Consider the following 16,785-nt stretch of genomic DNA (forward strand, 5'->3'; position numbering starts at 1 on the left):
CTGGTTGCTCATGGGTGGAACGTTGACTACTCGGCACGGTCCAGGATGGATCAGGCGCTAGTACTGCTCTTCGGAGCGTGGAACGCTGATCTGGTCAGCTGGCTGTGTCGGGCACGCTGTTGGGTGTCTGAGGGAATGGATTTTTCCTCAGTGCCGGCCCCAGTGAACTCGGACCGAAGGTTCGGGGTGATGGGTGGCTGGTCGTTGTTTGAGAACTGCACAGTGGACGCGAGCATCTGTGGCCAAGTTTTTAAGGGCGCACGGTGGATGCCTTGGCACCAGGAACCGATGAAGGACGTGGGAGGCCACGATAGTCCCCGGGGAGTCGTCAACCAGGCTTTGATCCGGGGGTTTCCGAATGGGGAAACCCGGCAGTCGTCATGGGCTGTCACCCGCTGCTGAACACATAGGCAGTGTGGAGGGAACGCGGGGAAGTGAAACATCTCAGTACCCGCAGGAAGAGAAAACAACCGTGATTCCGGGAGTAGTGGCGAGCGAAACCGGATGAGGCCAAACCGTATGCGTGTGAGACCCGGCAGGGGTTGCGTATACGGGGTTGTGGGATCTCTCTTTCACGGTCTGCCGGCCGTGAGACGAGTCAGAAACCGTTGATGTAGGCGAAGGACATGCGAAAGGTCCGGCGTAGAGGGTAAGACCCCCGTAGTCGAAACGTCAGCGGCTCGTTTGAGAGACACCCAAGTAGCACGGGGCCCGAGAAATCCCGTGTGAATCTGGCGGGACCACCCGCTAAGCCTAAATATTCCCTGGTGACCGATAGCGGATAGTACCGTGAGGGAATGGTGAAAAGTACCGCGGGAGCGGAGTGAAATAGTACCTGAAACCGTGTGCCTACAAGCCGTGGGAGCGTCGGATGGAAGCTTGCTTCCATCTCGTGACTGCGTGCCTTTTGAAGAATGAGCCTGCGAGTTTGCGGTGTGTTGCGAGGTTAACCCGGGTGGGGAAGCCGTAGCGAAAGCGAGTCCGAATAGGGCGTTTCAGTAGCACGCTCAAGACCCGAAGCGGAGTGATCTAGCCATGGGCAGGTTGAAGCGGAGGTAAGACTTCGTGGAGGACCGAACCCACCAGGGTTGAAAACCTGGGGGATGACCTGTGGTTAGGGGTGAAAGGCCAATCAAACTCCGTGATAGCTGGTTCTCCCCGAAATGCATTTAGGTGCAGCGTCGTGTGTTTCTTGCCGGAGGTAGAGCACTGGATAGGCGATGGGCCCTACCGGGTTACTGACCTTAGCCAAACTCCGAATGCCGGTAAGTGAGAGCGCGGCAGTGAGACTGTGGGGGATAAGCTCCATGGTCGAGAGGGAAACAGCCCAGAGCATCGACTAAGGCCCCTAAGCGTACGCTAAGTGGGAAAGGATGTGGAGTCGCACAGACAACCAGGAGGTTGGCTTAGAAGCAGCCACCCTTGAAAGAGTGCGTAATAGCTCACTGGTCTAGTGATTCCGCGCCGACAATGTAGCGGGGCTCAAGCGTACCGCCGAAGTCGTGTCATTGCAGCAATACGGCCAACGCCGGCTGTGATGGGTAGGGGAGCGTCGTGTGCCGGGTGAAGCAGCACCGGAAGGTAGTTGTGGACGGTTCACGAGTGAGAATGCAGGCATGAGTAGCGATTCACACGTGAGAAACGTGTGCGCCGATTGACTAAGGGTTCCTGGGTCAAGCTGATCTGCCCAGGGTAAGTCGGGACCTAAGGCGAGGCCGACAGGCGTAGTCGATGGATAACCGGTTGATATTCCGGTACCCGCTGTGAAGCGTCAAACATCGAATCCAGTGATGCTAAGCCCGTGAAGCCGTTCCGGACCCTTCGGGGAAAGGAAAGTGGTGGAGCCGGTGACCCGATCTGGTAGTAGGTGAGTGATGGGGTGACGCAGGAAGGTAGTCCAGCCCGGGCGGTGGTTGTCCCGGGGTAAGGGTGTAGGCCGTGCGGTAGGTAAATCCGTCGCACACAAGGCTGAGACCTGATGCCGAGCCGATTGTGGTGAAGTGGATGATCCTATGCTGTCGAGAAAAGCCTCTAGCGAGTTTCATGGCGGCCCGTACCCTAAACCGACTCAGGTGGTCAGGTAGAGAATACCGAGGCGTTCGGGTGAACTATGGTTAAGGAACTCGGCAAAATGCCCCCGTAACTTCGGGAGAAGGGGGGCCACATCTGGTGATGAGCTTTGCGCTCTGAGCTGGGGGTGGCCGCAGAGACCAGCGAGAAGCGACTGTTTACTAAAAACACAGGTCCGTGCGAAGCCGTAAGGCGATGTATACGGACTGACGCCTGCCCGGTGCTGGAACGTTAAGGGGACCGGTTAGCTCCATTTCGGTGGGGCGAAGCTGAGAACTTAAGCGCCAGTAAACGGCGGTGGTAACTATAACCATCCTAAGGTAGCGAAATTCCTTGTCGGGTAAGTTCCGACCTGCACGAATGGCGTAACGACTTCTCGACTGTCTCAACCATAGGCCCGGTGAAATTGCACTACGAGTAAAGATGCTCGTTTCGCGCAGCAGGACGGAAAGACCCCGGGACCTTTACTACAGTTTGATATTGGTGTTCGGTTCGGCTTGTGTAGGATAGCTGGGAGACTGTGAAGCGCTAACGCCAGTTAGTGTGGAGTCGTCGTTGAAATACCAGTCTGGTCGTGCTGGATGTCTAACCTGGGTCCGTGATCCGGATCAGGGACAGTGTCTGATGGGTAGTTTAACTGGGGCGGTTGCCTCCTAAAGAGTAACGGAGGCGCCCAAAGGTTCCCTCAGCCTGGTTGGCAATCAGGTGTTGAGTGTAAGTGCACAAGGGAGCTTGACTGTGAGACCGACGGGTCGAGCAGGGACGAAAGTCGGGACTAGTGATCCGGCGGTGGCTTGTGGAAGCGCCGTCGCTCAACGGATAAAAGGTACCCCGGGGATAACAGGCTGATCTTCCCCAAGAGTCCATATCGACGGGATGGTTTGGCACCTCGATGTCGGCTCGTCGCATCCTGGGGCTGGAGTCGGTCCCAAGGGTTGGGCTGTTCGCCCATTAAAGCGGTACGCGAGCTGGGTTTAGAACGTCGTGAGACAGTTCGGTCCCTATCCGCTGTGCGCGTAGGAGTCTTGAGAAGGGCTGTCCCTAGTACGAGAGGACCGGGACGGACGAACCTCTGGTGTGCCAGTTGTTCTGCCAAGGGCATGGCTGGTTGGCTACGTTCGGGAGGGATAACCGCTGAAAGCATCTAAGCGGGAAGCCTGCTTCGAGATGAGGACTCCCACCTCCTAGAGAGGGTAAGGCTCCCAGTAGACGACTGGGTTGATAGGCCGGATATGGAAGCACGGTAACGTGTGGAGTTGACCGGTACTAATAGGCCGAGGGCTTGTCCTCAGTTGCTCGCGTCCACTGTGTTAGTTCTGAGACAACGAACGGTTGTCGGCTTTGAGCAGAACAAACAATTGAAGAGTGTGCTTGTTCGCTCGAAACCATTAGGGTTTCGGTGGTTATAGCGTAGGGGAAACGCCCGGTTACATTCCGAACCCGGAAGCTAAGCCTTACAGCGCCGATGGTACTGCAGGGGGGACCCTGTGGGAGAGTAGGACGCCGCCGAACAATCTTTGGAAGGACCCCTGGTCCCAGCGTTCAGCTGGGACCAGGGGTCCTTTTTGTTTTTGCACTGCGCGCTGGGCACCCGGCTGCGCGAGAATGACTTGCGGTACCGAAGACAGGAGTCACCATGTCCACCAACTCTCCCGACGACCGACCGGAGCGCGACCAGCAGCGACGGGAGGGGGAGCGGAGCGACCGCGGCGGTCAGCGCGGGGACCGTGGAGACCGTGGCGGCTTCCGCCGCAGCGACCGAGGTGAGCGGAGCGACCGCGGCGAGCGTGGTGGCTTCCGGCGTGATGACAACCGTGGTGGTGGCGGCCGACGTGACGACCGCGACCGAGGACCGCGCAGGGACGACCGTGACCGGGGCGGCTTCCGGCGTGACGACCGCGGAGACCGTCCCTCCTTCCGGCGGGACGACCGAGGAGAGCGGCGGGACGACCGGGACCGTGGCGGGTTCCGCCGCGACGACAACCGTGGCGGTGGCTACGGTCGCCGTGACGACGGCCGGCGTGATGATCGACGGGGCGATGACCGCGGGCAGCGCGGTGGCTTCCGACGGGATGACCGCCGTGACGACCGGCGTGACGACAGGCGAGAGGGCGACCGCGGAGGATTCCCCCGGCGCGACGACCGTGCCCCGGAGCGCCGCGACAACCGGGACCGTAACTTCCGTGGCGACGACCGGGATCGCGGGCCTCGGGGCGACGACCGTGACCGTGGCTTCCGGCGTGACGACCGCGGTGGCTTCCGTGGGGACGACCGTGACCGCGACCGCGGTTTCCGGCGTGACGACCGGGATCGCGGCCCCCGCGGCGACGACCGCGACCGTGGCTTCCGGCGTGACGACCGCGGTGGCTTCCGCGGCCGTGACGAGCGCCGTGACGACCGTCGCGGGGACGAGCGCGGGGAGCGCGGCGGTTTCCGGCGCGACGACGCCCCTCGGGGCGGGCGTGGCGGATTCCGTCGGGACGACGGTCCTCGAAGCGAGCGTGGCGAGTTCCGTCGCGACGACAGCCGTGACACCCGCGGCGACCGCGGCGGTTTCCGTGGGCGGGACGACCGCGGACGGGACGACCGTGGGCGTGGCCCGCGGCGCGACGATCGCGGTGGGCGGCCCGGGGGCTTCCGGGGCCGTGATGACCGGCGCGACGACCGTCGTGACGACCGGCGTGGCGGCGGCCGGTTCCGTGAGGAGCGGGAGCGGGACAGGGAGCCGATCAAGCGGCTGCCGATCCCCGAGGACGTCACGGGCGAAGAGATCGACAAGGACGTACGGCAGGAGCTCCAGAGCCTGCCGAAGACGCTCGCGGACGATGTCGCGAAGAACCTGGTGATGGTCGCGCGGCTCCTCGACGAGGACCCCGAGGCCGCGTACGGCTACTCGCGGGTGGCGCTGCGGCTGGCGTCGCGGGTCGCGGCCGTGCGGGAGGCCGCCGGGTTCGCCGCGTATGCCACCCAGAAGTACGGGGAGGCGCTGGCCGAGTTCCGGGCCGCCAAGCGGATGACGGGGAACATCGACCTGTGGCCTGTCATGGCCGACTGCGAGCGTGGGCTCGGGCGGCCGGAGAAGGCGCTGGACATGGCCGGGGCGCCCGAGGTGCACAAGCTCGACAAGGCCGGGCAGGTCGAGATGCGGCTCGTCGCGGCCGGTGCGCGGCGGGACATGGGGCAGCTGGACGCGGCCATCGTGACGCTGCAGAGCCCGGAGCTGGCCTCCAACTCCGTGCAGCCGTGGACCGCGCGGCTGCGGTACGCCTACGCCGACGCGCTGCTGGCGGCCGGGCGGGAGCCCGAGGCGCGGGAGTGGTTCGCGAAGGCCGTCGAGGCCGACCGGGACGGCAGCACGGACGCCTCGGACCGGCTCGCCGAGCTGGACGGGGTGGAGTTCATGGACGCCCTGGCCGAGGACGAGGACGAGGGCGAGGGTGAGGGCGGCGACGCCGCCGAGGAGCAGAAGGACTGACCTCGCGCAGAAGGGGCGGATCCCGGTCGGGATCCGCCCCGTTCGTGTGTTCGGCCACCGCGTAGGAACCAGTGCGTCAGAGGTCCAGCGCGCGCAGCACCAGGCCCGAGGCCGGCTTCGGGCCGAACGACGTCGACTTGCGCGGCATGGTGACGCCCTGCCGGGCCAGGTCGCGGACGACCTCCTCGCGGACCGGGTGCATCAGGACGGCCGTACCGCCGTCGCGTTCCGCCTTCGCGACCGTGGCGGCCGTGTCGTGGATGTAGGTGATGTGCGCGGGGGAGTCCTCGGGGATGCGCCAGACGTGGTCGAGGAGCGTGGCGTGCAGGACCGTCGCATCGAGGGTGCGCCAGGCGGTGGGGCGGTCGGCGGGGATCGTGCGGGCCAGGAGGTCCGGGTCGGGGTGGTCGACGAGGTGGAAGGCACCGTCGCCGGCCAACAGGAACGCGTTGCCCGCACAGGCCGCGTCCGCCAGTGCCTCCAGGGCCTCGGACAGCGGGATTTCGAGGCGGCGCACGCGGAAGTGGCCGTCAAGGGCGGCCACGGCCTCGAGGACCGGCAGGCCGTGCAGGAGGCGGTGGATGGCGCGGACGCGCAAGGGGTAGCGGGCCGTGTCGACCAGGAGGACCAGGCCGTGGTCCCAGGGGCTGGGGGAGGGGTGTTCCGTGCGGAGGCGGCGGTAGGTCGCCCAGCGGTGGTGGCCGTCGGCGATGAGGGCTTGGTGACGGGCCAGGTCGCTCTGGATCGTCGTCAGGTCGGCGGGGGCGGTGACCGACCACAGGCGGTGGCTGAAGCCGTCCTCCGTGGTGGTCGCGAGGAGCGGTGGCTGTTCGGCGGTGCGCTCGATCAGGTCCGCCGTGGCGGTCGTCGAGTCGTCGCCGCGGTAGGTCAGCAGGAGGGGTTCGAGGTTCGCGGAGGTGGCCCGCATCAGGGCCGCGCGGTCGGCGACGATGTGCGGCATGACGTCCTCGTGCGGCAGCACCACCTGCTCGGCCGGGTCCGAGACGCGCAGGGCGCCGATGATGCCGCGTTGCAGCATGCCGTTGCCGTCCCGTTGTTCGTAGACGTACAGGCCGGGGTGCGGGTCGGTGGTCAGGACGCCCTCGGACAGCCAGTGGCGCAGGGTCTTTGCGGCCTGGTCGTTGCGGGCGCTGGGGGTGGCGGCCTCGGGGAGGATCAGGCGGACGATGTTGTGCGGGTCGGCGGACTGGAGATGGTGCACTCCGTCGGGGCGGACGACGACGTCGTACGGCGGGGACGTCACTGCGGCCAGGCTGCCGACCCGGTCGGGGTCGTAACGAAGGCCTCGGAACGGGGTGAGTTCCAGGCCTCGGCGCTCCGTTGCTTCCGAGTGACCTGCTGTGTTCATCCCGGCATCGTACGGCTGTCAGTGGCATGGGGGATGATCGGGGGAAAGCCGTCGAACGAGGAGCGATGCGGGATGAGCCGGAGCGTCAGGACGAGGCCCGAGGGCAGTGGGCGGGCCCTGAGCGAGGCGTACGACACGGCGCTGCTCGACCTGGACGGTGTCGTGTACGCGGGCGGGAGCGCGATCGCTCACGCCGTCGAGTCGCTGGCCACGGCCCGGACGGGCGGGATGCGCCTGGCGTACGTCACCAACAACGCGCTGCGGACTCCGGACACCGTGGCCGAGCATCTGACCGAACTCGGTATACCGACGGGCGCGGACGATGTCATCACCTCGGCGCAGGCGGTCGCGCGGCTGATCAGCGAGCAGGTGCCGCAGGGCGCCCGCGTGCTGGTGATCGGCGGTGACGGGCTGCGGGTCGCGTTGCGCGAGCGCGGGCTCGAGCCCGTGGAGTCGGCGGACGACGATCCGGCGGCGGTGGTGCAGGGGTACGGCGGCCCCGAGCTGCCGTGGGGCCGTTTCGCGGAGGCCAGTTACGCGGTCGCGCGCGGTGTGCCGTGGTTCGCCTCGAACACCGACCTGACGATTCCGAGCGGGCGTGGGATCGCGCCGGGCAACGGCGCGGCTGTGGAGGTCGTGCGGATCGCCACGGGCGCCGAGCCGCAGGTCGCGGGCAAGCCGCTGCCGCCGATGCACCGGGAGACCATCCTGCGGACCGGGGCGGAGCGGCCGCTGGTGGTGGGGGACCGGCTGGACACGGACATCGAAGGCGCGTTCAACGGGGAGGTCGACTCGCTGCTCGTCCTGACCGGGGTGACGGACGGCGCTCAGCTGCTGGCGGCGCCGCCGCAGCACCGGCCGACGTATGTGGACGCCGATCTGCGCGGGATGCTCAGGGGCCAGCCGGATGTCGTGGAGGCGGGAGACGGCGGGTTCCGGTGCGGTGGCTGGACGGCGACGGCCGGTGCGGACCGGCTGGAGCTCGACGGGGACGGCGAGGCGCTGGACGGGCTGCGCGCGTTGTGTGCCGCGGCGTGGACGGCCGCCGGTGCGGGAGTGTGCGAGCTGGACGGGGGGAAGTCGCTGGCGAGGCTGGGCCTTTGAGTGCCCGTCGGATCCGCGGTTCCGAGTCCCGTCGGATCCGCGGTTCCGAGTCCGGGTTGGGGCCGCGGTGCGCGGGCACACTCCGCCGGGGTGTCCGTGGCGGCGGCCGGGCTCCGGAATCGAGATCCAATGGCAGGGTAGGCTAACCTAACCTGCGTGTTGGTCGACAGTCCCCCCGAACAGCGCGCGGAGACCGCCCCCGCGCCCCCGACTCGACGGGCGATACGGGCCTTCGGGCTCGTCCTGGCCGTTGCGATCCTGGTGCTCGTCGCGCTGGCGAGTATCGCGATCGGAGCGAAAGAGCTCTCCCTCGGGCAGGTCTGGCACGGCTTGTTCGAGGACTCGGGGACGTACGGCGACGTCGTCGTCGCGGAGCGGCTGTCGCGGACCGTGCTCGGGCTGCTCGCCGGCGCCGCCCTCGGTCTGGCCGGAGCGGTTCTCCAGGCGCTCACGCGCAACCCGCTGGCCGACCCCGGGCTGCTCGGCATCAACGCGGGTGCCTCCGCCGCGGTCGTCACGGCCATCACGTTCCTCGGGATCACCTCGCTCAGCGGCTACGTCTGGTTCGCGTTCCTCGGCGCGGCCGCAGTCGGGGCGCTGGTGTGGTTCCTGGGCGGCAGCCGGGGCGCGACGCCGGTGCGGCTCGCGCTCGCGGGCACGGCGCTCAGCGCCGCGCTCTACGGATACCTCCAGGCCGTGATGATCATGGACGACGCGGCGCTGGGCAAGATGCGGTTCTGGACGGTCGGTTCGCTGTCCTCGGCGAGCGACTCGATCATCCGGCAGGTCGTGCCGTTCCTGCTGGCCGGCATGGTGCTGGCGCTGGCGTTGTCCCGGCCGCTCAACGCCATGGCCATGGGCGACGACACCGCCAAGGCGCTCGGCGCCAACCTCAACCGGACGCGGGCGCTGTCCATGCTGGCCGCGACCGTGCTGTGCGGGGCGGCGACCGCGGCCTGCGGGCCGATCGTGTTCGTCGGGCTGATGGTGCCGCACGTCGTGCGTTCCTTCACCGGGCCCGACCTGCGCTGGATCCTGCCGTACGCGGCGATCCTGTCGCCCGTGCTGCTGCTCGGCGCCGACGTCATCGGCCGGATCGTGGCCCGGCCCGCGGAACTGCAGGTGGGCATCGTCACCGCGATCCTCGGCGGACCGGTGTTCATCTATCTCGTACGACGGCGGAGGACGGCGCAGCTGTGAAGACCACCAACCGTGCCGTGCGGACCCCGGGCGGGCTCTCCGTGCGCCTGGACGTGCGTGCCTTGACCGTCGTGCTCCTGCTGCTGGTCGCGGCGCTCACGGCGAGTGTCGTGCTCATCGGCACCGGCGACTTCCCGATCCCGGCCGCCGACGTGCTGCGGACACTGTTCGGCGAGGGCAACGCAGGCCAGGAGTTCATCGTCAACGAACTGCGGCTGCCGCGGGTCCTGGTCGGGCTGCTGGTCGGCGCCTCGCTCGGACTCGGCGGCGCGCTGTTCCAGTCCATCTCCCGCAATCCGCTGGGCAGTCCGGACGTGCTGGGCCTCGGGCAGGGAGCGACGGCCGGCGCGCTCACGGTGATCGTGCTGTTCTCCGGGAGCGCCAACCAGGTCGCCGCCGGCGCGCTGGTGGGCGGCCTGGTGACCGGCCTGGCCATCTATGTGCTCGCCTGGAAGCGGGGCGTGCACGGATACCGGCTGGTGCTGGTCGGCATCGGTGTCTCCGCGATCGTCACGGCGGTCAACGGCTATCTGCTCACCAAGTCCGACATCGTGGACGCGGCCCGCGCGGTCGTGTGGATGACCGGATCCCTCGACGGCCGCGACTGGGCCCAGGTCTGGCCGCTGCTCGGGCTGTGCGCCGTGCTCGTGCCGCTCGTCCTGTGCAACGCGCGCGGGCTGCGGATGATGGAGATGGGCGACGACGTGTCGTACGCCCTCGGGGTGCGGGTGGAGCGCGTACGGCTGCTGCTGATGGTGGCGGCCGTGCTGCTGACCGCGTCCGCGACCGCCGCCGCCGGTCCGGTCAGCTTCGTCGCGCTCACCGCGCCGCAGCTGGCCCGGCGCCTGACCCGTGCGCCCGGCCCGAACCTGCTGGCCTCCCTGTGCATGGGCGCCGCCCTGCTGGTCGTCGCCGACTGGCTCTCGCAGCGGGCGTTCGGCGCCGAGCAGTTGCCCGTGGGCGTGGTCACCGGCGTGCTCGGCGGTGTCTATCTGCTGTGGCTGCTGGTCACCGAACGCAAGGCGGGCCGGATATGAGCAAGAACCGAAGGAGCACCGTGAACCGTCTGTCCGCCGAGAACGTCACCCTCGCCTACGACCAGCGGGTGATCGCCGAGCAACTGTCGGTGGAGATACCCGACAACTCCTTCACCGTGATCGTCGGCCCCAACGCGTGCGGCAAGTCGACGCTCCTGCGGGCGCTGTCGCGGATGCTCAAGCCCAGTACGGGCCGGGTGCTGCTCGACGGACAGGTCATCCAGTCGATGCCCGCGAAGAAGGTCGCGCGCACGCTCGGTCTGCTGCCCCAGTCGTCCATCGCGCCCGACGGCATCACCGTCGGCGATCTGGTGGGCCGCGGCCGCTACCCGCACCAGGGGATCCTGCGCCAGTGGTCGACCGAGGACGAGCGGGTCGTCCAGGAGTCGATGCGGCAGACCGGCGTCGCCGAGCTGGCCGACCGCTACGTCGACGAGCTGTCGGGCGGTCAGCGCCAGCGCGTGTGGATCGCCATGGCACTCGCCCAGCAGACGCCGCTGCTGCTGCTCGACGAACCGACGACGTTCCTGGACATCCAGCACCAGATCGACGTGCTGGACCTGTGTGCGGAGCTGCACGAGGAGCAGGGGCGCACGCTCGTCGCCGTGCTGCACGACCTGAACCACGCCGCCCGCTACGCCACGCACCTCATCGCCCTGCGTCAGGGCCGGGTCGTCGCCGAGGGCGCGCCGAAGGACATCGTCACGGCCGGCCTGGTGGAGGAGGTCTTCGGACTGCGCTGCCAGGTCATCGACGACCCGGAGACGGGGACGCCGCTGGTCGTGCCGGCGGCGCGGAAGGCACGCGTCGGGGCAGGGGCAGGGGCCGAGAAGACGGTCGCTACAGAAGCTTCCTGAGCTGGAGCAGGTCGCGCACGCCCGCGTGCAGTTTCACCCGGCCCGAGCCCCAGGCCTTGGCGAAGCTCAGCTCGCCGTCGACCAGGGCGACCAGGTCGTCACCCGTCATGGCGAGCCTGATCTCGGCCCTGTCCGGCGGCGGTCCCTGCACGGTGTCGTGCACCTCGATCCGTCCGCCGCGCATACGGCCAACGAAGGTGACGTCCAGGTCCGTGATGTGGCAGCTCACCGAACGGTCCAGGGCCGCCGCGTCGCGGACGTCCCCTTCGGCGCGCTGCATGTTGTCGGAGAGCTTGTCGAGTGCGCTGCGGCACTCCTCGATCGTGGCCATCGCGTCGACGGTACCGCAGCGGTTCGCGGTAGCGTCGGGGCATGGAAGACGCAGTTCCAGAAATGCCGGTGGCGGAGGAGGAACCCGCCCCCGAGCCGGAGCCGGAGCCCGGGCCTGAGCCGGTGCCGGCACCGGAGGACGACCCCGCCGCCCCCGCCCCGCTGAACGTTCCCCGCACCCCTACGGGCAACGCCGACGTGGACGCGGCCCTGGACCGGCTCGGTGACGCGGACCACCTCGCCACGGACGGACACCTCGAGGTGTACGAGGATGTACACCGGGGGCTGCGCGACGCGCTCACCGCGCTCGACGCCCGCCCGGGACCCCCGGCGCCCCCGTCGCAGCACGGACCTAGGAGCTGAACCGAACGTGGCAGGAGTCGCACGCCGCCGTCTCGACGCGGAGCTGGTCCGCCGGAAGCTCGCGCGCTCGCGTGAGCATGCCGGCCAGCTGATCGCCGCCGGGCGGGTCTCCGTCGGCAAGACCGTCGCGACCAAACCCGCCACGCAGGTGGAGACCGCGGCCGCGATCGTCGTCGCGGCCGACGCGAACGATCCCGACTACGTCTCCCGCGGCGGCCACAAGCTCGCCGGCGCGCTGACGGCGTTCCTGCCGCAGGGCCTGGTCGTCGAGGGACGCAGGGCGCTCGACGCCGGCGCGTCCACCGGCGGTTTCACCGATGTCCTGCTGCGGGCGGGCGCCGCCCATGTCGTCGCCGTGGACGTCGGATACGGACAACTCGCCTGGTCTCTGCAGAACGATGAACGCGTCACCGTCAAGGACCGTACGAACGTTCGCGAATTGACACTTGAAGAGATCGATGGGGAGCCTGTGGATCTTGTCGTGGGGGATCTGTCCTTCATCCCGCTCGGGCTGGTCCTGCCCGCCCTGGTGCGGTGCGTGAAGCCGGACGCGGACCTGGTGATGATGGTCAAGCCGCAGTTCGAGGTGGGGAAGGAGCGGCTGGGCAGCGGGGGAGTCGTACGCAGCACCCAGCTGCGGGCCGAAGCGGTGACGGGGGTGGCCCAGAAGGCCTGGGGGCTGGGGCTCGGGGTGAAGGGCGTGACGGCCAGTCCGCTGCCCGGGCCGTCGGGGAATGTCGAATACTTTCTGTGGCTGCGGGCCGGGGCACCGGAACTGGACCCGGCCGATGTCGACCGTGCAGTGGCGGAGGGGCCGCGTTGACCGAGAACCGAGCTCGTACTGTTTTCCTGCTCGCCCACACGGGGCGGCCCGCCGCCGTGCGCAGTGCCGAGCTCGTCGTGAAGGGACTGCTGCGCTCCGGTCTTGGCGTGCGCGTCCTGGAGGCCGAGGCGCGTGACCTGCCGCTGCCGGACGAGGTGGAGCTGGTCAAGGAGGCCACTCCGCAGTGCCTCGACGGGTGTGAGCTGCTCATAGTGCTGGGCGGTGACGGCACGCTGCTGCGCGGTGCCGAGTTCGCGCGGGCGTCGGGCGTGCCGATGCTCGGCGTCAACCTCGGGCGCGTGGGGTTCCTCGCGGAGGCCGAGCGGGACGACCTCGACAAGGTCGTTGACCGGGTGGTGAGCAAGGCGTACGAGGTCGAGGAGCGGATGACCGTCGACGTCGTGGTGCACCGCAACGGGGACATCGTGCACACGGACTGGGCGCTGAACGAGGCGGCCGTGCAGAAGGTGTCCGCCGAGCGGATGCTGGAGGTCGTCCTGGAGATCGACGGGCGGCCCGTGACCGGGTTCGGCTGCGACGGGATCGTGTGTGCGACGCCCACGGGGTCGACGGCGTACGCGTTCTCCGCGGGTGGGCCGGTGGTGTGGCCGGAGGTCGAGGCGTTGTTGATGGTGCCGATCTCGGCCCATGCCTTGTTCGCGAAGCCGTTGGTGACATCGCCGGATTCTGTGTTGGCTGTGGAGGTTCTGCCACACATTCCGCCGGGGGTTCTGTGGTGTGACGGGCGGCGGACGGTGGAGTTGCCGCCGGGCGCCAGGGTGGAGGTGCGGCGGGGGGCTGTGCCGGTGCGGCTGGCTCGGTTGCATCATGCTTCGTTCACGGATCGGCTGGTGGCGAAGTTCGCGCTGCCCGTTTCCGGGTGGCGGGGGGCTCCTCACTAGCGGTTTGTGGGGGGCGGTTTCGCTTGGTGGGCGGGTGCGGGCTCGTTGTGGCTTGTCGCGCAGTTCCCCGCGCCCCTGAGGGGCGGTATCCACCCGCGTGGGTGACAGAGACGGGCCAGTCGCAATTGGTTGCCCGGACCTCGTAAGGTCGTGTCCGTGTTGGAGGAGATGCGGATACGGTCGCTCGGCGTGATCGACGACGCTGTCGTCGAGCTGTCGCCCGGGTTCACCGCGGTCACCGGTGAGACGGGTGCGGGCAAGACCATGGTGGTCACCAGCCTCGGGTTGCTGCTGGGCGGGCGTGCGGACCCGGCTCTCGTGCGGATCGGGGCCGGGAAGGCCGTCGTGGAGGGGCGGATCACCGTCCCGGACAACGCCACGGCCGCCGTACGCGCCGAGGAGGCCGGGGCCGAGCTCGACGACGGGGCGCTGCTGATCAGCCGTACCGTTTCCGCCGAGGGGCGCTCGCGGGCGCACCTGGGCGGGCGCAGTGTGCCCGTGGGGGTGCTCGCCGAGCTCGCCGACGAGCTGGTGGCTGTGCACGGGCAGACGGACCAGCAGGGGCTGCTCAAGCTGTCCCGGCAGCGGCAGGCGCTCGACCGGTACGCCGGTGACGCGGTCGCCGTGCCGCTGGCCAAGTACGGCGAGGCCTACAAGCGGCTGCGGGCCGTCTCCGCCGAGCTCGACGAGATCACCACGCGGGCGCGTGAGCGGGCCCAGGAGGCCGACATGCTCCGCTACGGGCTCGACGAGATCGCGGCCGTCGAGCCCCGGGCCGGCGAGGACGTGGAGCTGGCCGAGGAGGCCGAGCGGCTGGGGCACGCCGAGGCGCTGGCGTCCGCCGCCGCGGTCGCGCACGCGGCACTCGCGGGCAATCCGGAGGACCCGGAGGGCGTCGACGCCGGGACGCTCGTTGCGGGCGCGCAGCGGGCCCTGGACGCCGTACGGTCGCACGACCCGGCGCTGGCCGCGCTCGCCGACCGCATCGGGGAGATCGGGATCCTGCTGCGCGACGCGGCCGGGGACCTGGCCGGGTACGCCGACGACCTGGACGCCGATCCGCTGCGGCTGGCGGCCGTCGAGGAGCGGCGGGCCGCGCTGACCGGGCTGACGCGAAAGTACGGCGAGGACATCGCCGCCGTGCTGGCCTGGGCCGAGCGCAGTGCCGCCCGGCTGACCGAACTCGACGGGGACGACGAGCGGATCGGGGAACTGACCGCCGAGCGGGACGCGCTGCGGGCCGAACTGGGCGGGCTCGCACAGGCGTTGACGGACGCGCGGACGGAGGCCGCCGAGCGGTTCGCCGCTGCAGTGACCGCCGAGCTGGCCTCGCTGGCCATGCCGCACGCGCGCGTGTCCTTCGACATCCGGCAGACCGAGGACCCCGACGGCGTCGAGGTCGGCGGCCGTCCGGTCGCGTACGGGCCCGCGGGGGCCGACGAGGTCGAGCTGCTGCTGGCCCCGCACCCGGGCGCACCGCCGCGGCCGATCGCCAAGGGGGCGTCCGGTGGTGAGCTGTCCCGCGTGATGCTGGCCGTGGAGGTCGTGTTCGCGGGGACGGACCCCGTGCCGACGTATCTCTTCGACGAGGTCGACGCCGGTGTCGGTGGCAAGGCGGCGGTCGAGATCGGCCGGCGGCTCGCGCGCCTGGCGAGGACCGCGCAGGTCGTGGTCGTGACCCATCTGCCGCAGGTCGCCGCCTTCGCCGACCGGCAGTTGCTGGTGGAGAAGACGAACGACGGGTCGGTCACCCGTTCCGGTGTGAAGGTGCTGGAAGGGGAGGAGCGGGTCCGGGAGCTGTCCCGGATGCTCGCCGGCCAGGAGGATTCGGAGACGGCCCGGGCGCACGCGGAGGAGCTGCTGGCGACGGCTCGGGCGGATCTGTAGCGCAGGAGCGGTCGCGTAGTTGACGGGAGATGCGCCGATCTTCACTCGTGTGGGTGACCCGGCCCGGCGCGTCTCCCCGATGCCGCGCCCCGCTGTCGCGCCGCCGGGCTTCGGGGCGTTCCCGGAACCCGCATATGTCCTGGCATCCTTGGCGGAGGACGCGTGGGAATCCTGCGCGGTGACTGCCCGACCCGAACCAGGAGCCCGGCCACGTGACCCCCGTGAGCAGCCACTCACCGCATGGCCAGTCGCCGTTGCGCACCGTGCAGGTGCTGGGCGGAGGCAATGCGGCCAGCAGTGCGCATGTGCGCTCCCTGACTGCGGGGCTCGTCGCGCGGGGCGTGAAAGTCACGGTGTGCGCCCCCTATGAGGCGGATCGCGCCTATGACTTCAGCGGTGTCGGGGCGGACCATGTGCATGTGCCGCGCAGCAGTGACCCGGTGTCGGTCGCGGCCCTGCGGGCGGCCTGTGCCGACGCCGATCTGGTGCACGCGCACGGGTTGCACGCCTCGTTCCGTACCGTGCTCGCTCTCAGCGGGCGGCGCGTGCGTACTCCGCTCGTCGTGACGTGGCACGACCGGGCGCACGCCGACGGCGCCCGCGCCCATCTGCTGCGGGTGCTGGAGCGGCGGGTCGTGAAGGCGGCCACCGTGGTGCTGGGGACGACCTCGGCCCTCGTGGACCGGGCCAGGCGGACCGGCGCGCGGGACGCGCGGCTCGCGGCCGTCGCACTGCCCGGCCCCCGCAGGCCCCTGGAGCCCGACGACCCCGACCGGCTGCGGCCCAAGGTGCGTGCCGAACTCGGCGCCATCGGACGGCCGTTGCTGATGGCCGTCGGCTCCCTGGAGCGGCACCGCGGGTACGACGTGCTGCTGGACGCCGCGCGCGCCTGGCGCCGGCTCGATCCGGTGCCCCTGGTCGTGATCGCGGGCGAGGGGCCGCTGCGCGGTGAACTCCAGGAGCGGATCGAGGGCGAGGAGCTGCCCGTCCGGCTCATCGGGCGGCGCGACGACATCACCGACCTGCTCGCCGCCGCCGACCTCGCCCTGCTGCCGAGCCGGTGGGAGGAGGCGCGCTCCGTCCTCGCCCAGGAGGCCCTCCACGCATGCGTGCCGCTCGTCGCGACCGACGTCGGCGGCATCCCGGAACTCGTCGGCGACGCGGCCGAACTCGTCCCGCGCGGCGACGCGGAGGCGCTCGCCGGCACCGTCGTACGCCTGCTCGGCGACCCCGAGCGCCGGGAGCTGATGAAGGCCAAGGGCGCGCGGCAGGCGGCGACCTGGCCGAGCGAGGACGAGACGGTCGCCCAAGTGCTCAGCGTGTACGACGAGTTGACCCAGCCCCGGCCCCTCGCCTAGACATCCCGGG

13 protein-coding genes and 2 rRNA genes are annotated in these 16,785 nt (G+C 69.4%); 13 read left to right on the top strand and 2 right to left on the bottom strand.

The features are described from left to right. The first annotated feature begins 240 nt into the window (after window positions 1–240). From MQE23_RS34515 to MQE23_RS34530, 4 genes are all read left to right on the top strand, one after another. A 23S ribosomal RNA gene (locus MQE23_RS34515) occupies window positions 241–3,360 on the top strand. A gap of 105 nt (window positions 3,361–3,465) precedes the next feature. Further along, window positions 3,466–3,582: ribosomal RNA gene (gene rrf, locus MQE23_RS34520) — 5S ribosomal RNA — on the top strand. 308 nt (window positions 3,583–3,890) lie between these two features. Continuing rightward, the gene (locus MQE23_RS34525) at window positions 3,891–4,916 is read left to right on the top strand and encodes a hypothetical protein (RefSeq protein WP_243383008.1); all 1,026 of its coding nucleotides are present in this window, start codon (window positions 3,891–3,893) and stop codon (window positions 4,914–4,916) included. After that, window positions 4,808–5,545: a tetratricopeptide repeat protein gene (locus tag MQE23_RS34530; protein WP_243382861.1), complete on the top strand. Its 738-nt coding sequence runs from the start codon at window positions 4,808–4,810 to the stop codon at window positions 5,543–5,545. The genes MQE23_RS34525 and MQE23_RS34530 overlap by 109 nt, the downstream gene beginning before the upstream one ends. A 76-nt stretch (window positions 5,546–5,621) precedes the next feature. On the opposite strand, the gene MQE23_RS34535 is transcribed toward MQE23_RS34530, so the two are convergent. Beyond that, window positions 5,622–6,914 carry a DUF1015 domain-containing protein gene (locus MQE23_RS34535; RefSeq protein WP_037671456.1) on the bottom strand — a complete coding sequence of 431 codons (1,293 nt, stop codon included), beginning with the start codon at window positions 6,912–6,914 and terminating at the stop codon, window positions 5,622–5,624. 72 nt (window positions 6,915–6,986) lie between these two features. Between MQE23_RS34535 and MQE23_RS34540 the strand changes: the two genes are divergently transcribed. From MQE23_RS34540 to MQE23_RS34555, 4 genes are all read left to right on the top strand, one after another. Beyond that, on the top strand, window positions 6,987–8,018 hold the full coding sequence (locus tag MQE23_RS34540) for an HAD hydrolase-like protein (protein ID WP_037671453.1): 1,032 nt from the start codon (window positions 6,987–6,989) through the stop codon (window positions 8,016–8,018). Between the two features lie 156 nt (window positions 8,019–8,174). Then, window positions 8,175–9,218, top strand: coding sequence for an iron chelate uptake ABC transporter family permease subunit (locus MQE23_RS34545; RefSeq protein ID WP_037671450.1), 1,044 nt, complete (start codon window positions 8,175–8,177; stop codon window positions 9,216–9,218). Then, window positions 9,215–10,255: an iron chelate uptake ABC transporter family permease subunit gene (locus MQE23_RS34550; RefSeq protein WP_020275061.1), complete on the top strand. Its 1,041-nt coding sequence runs from the start codon at window positions 9,215–9,217 to the stop codon at window positions 10,253–10,255. Before MQE23_RS34545 ends, MQE23_RS34550 begins: the two co-directional genes overlap by 4 nt. Beyond that, entirely contained in the window at window positions 10,252–11,112 is an 861-nt protein-coding gene (locus tag MQE23_RS34555; protein ID WP_020275060.1) for an ABC transporter ATP-binding protein, read from the top strand. The genes MQE23_RS34550 and MQE23_RS34555 overlap by 4 nt, the downstream gene beginning before the upstream one ends. Here MQE23_RS34555 and MQE23_RS34560 read toward each other — a convergent pair. After that, window positions 11,096–11,443 carry a sterol-binding protein gene (locus tag MQE23_RS34560; RefSeq protein ID WP_010046015.1) on the bottom strand — a complete coding sequence of 116 codons (348 nt, stop codon included), beginning with the start codon at window positions 11,441–11,443 and terminating at the stop codon, window positions 11,096–11,098. The two genes, MQE23_RS34555 and MQE23_RS34560, sit on opposite strands and share 17 nt — an antisense overlap. Window positions 11,444–11,484: 41 nt before the next feature. Here MQE23_RS34560 and MQE23_RS34565 point away from each other — a divergent pair, with 41 nt between their 5' ends. The 5 genes from MQE23_RS34565 to MQE23_RS34585 all read left to right on the top strand — a co-directional run bounded on the left by MQE23_RS34565 (window position 11,485) and on the right by MQE23_RS34585 (window position 16,775). Beyond that, window positions 11,485–11,805: a hypothetical protein gene (locus MQE23_RS34565; RefSeq protein ID WP_037671444.1), complete on the top strand. Its 321-nt coding sequence runs from the start codon at window positions 11,485–11,487 to the stop codon at window positions 11,803–11,805. A 7-nt stretch (window positions 11,806–11,812) separates the two neighbouring features. Continuing rightward, on the top strand, window positions 11,813–12,628 hold the full coding sequence (locus MQE23_RS34570) for a TlyA family RNA methyltransferase (RefSeq protein ID WP_243381171.1): 816 nt from the start codon (window positions 11,813–11,815) through the stop codon (window positions 12,626–12,628). Next, a complete protein-coding gene (locus tag MQE23_RS34575; RefSeq protein WP_020275056.1) occupies window positions 12,625–13,530 on the top strand; it encodes an NAD kinase in 906 nt (301 codons plus the stop codon). Before MQE23_RS34570 ends, MQE23_RS34575 begins: the two co-directional genes overlap by 4 nt. Window positions 13,531–13,698: 168 nt before the next feature. Then, window positions 13,699–15,417, top strand: a complete 1,719-nt coding sequence (gene recN / locus MQE23_RS34580) for a DNA repair protein RecN (RefSeq protein ID WP_243382864.1) — start codon at window positions 13,699–13,701, stop codon at window positions 15,415–15,417. Window positions 15,418–15,629: 212 nt separating this feature from the next. After that, entirely contained in the window at window positions 15,630–16,775 is a 1,146-nt protein-coding gene (locus tag MQE23_RS34585; RefSeq protein WP_243381172.1) for a glycosyltransferase family 4 protein, read from the top strand. The last annotated feature ends 10 nt before the right edge of the window (window positions 16,776–16,785 follow it).

Source organism: Streptomyces sp. HP-A2021 (assembly GCF_022807935.1).
Classification (GTDB): domain Bacteria; phylum Actinomycetota; class Actinomycetes; order Streptomycetales; family Streptomycetaceae; genus Streptomyces; species Streptomyces afghaniensis.

Excerpts from the sequence above, each read along its gene's own strand:
- recN (WP_243382864.1), top strand. The coding sequence starts at position 13,699 with ATGCGGATACGGTCGCTCGGCGTGATCGACGACGCTGTCGTCGAGCTG.
- MQE23_RS34540 (WP_037671453.1), top strand. The coding sequence starts at position 6,987 with ATGAGCCGGAGCGTCAGGACGAGGCCCGAGGGCAGTGGGCGGGCCCTG.
- MQE23_RS34535 (WP_037671456.1), bottom strand. The coding sequence starts at position 6,914 with ATGAACACAGCAGGTCACTCGGAAGCAACGGAGCGCCGAGGCCTGGAA.
- MQE23_RS34560 (WP_010046015.1), bottom strand. The coding sequence starts at position 11,443 with ATGGCCACGATCGAGGAGTGCCGCAGCGCACTCGACAAGCTCTCCGAC.
- MQE23_RS34555 (WP_020275060.1), top strand. The coding sequence starts at position 10,252 with ATGAGCAAGAACCGAAGGAGCACCGTGAACCGTCTGTCCGCCGAGAAC.
- MQE23_RS34565 (WP_037671444.1), top strand. The coding sequence starts at position 11,485 with ATGGAAGACGCAGTTCCAGAAATGCCGGTGGCGGAGGAGGAACCCGCC.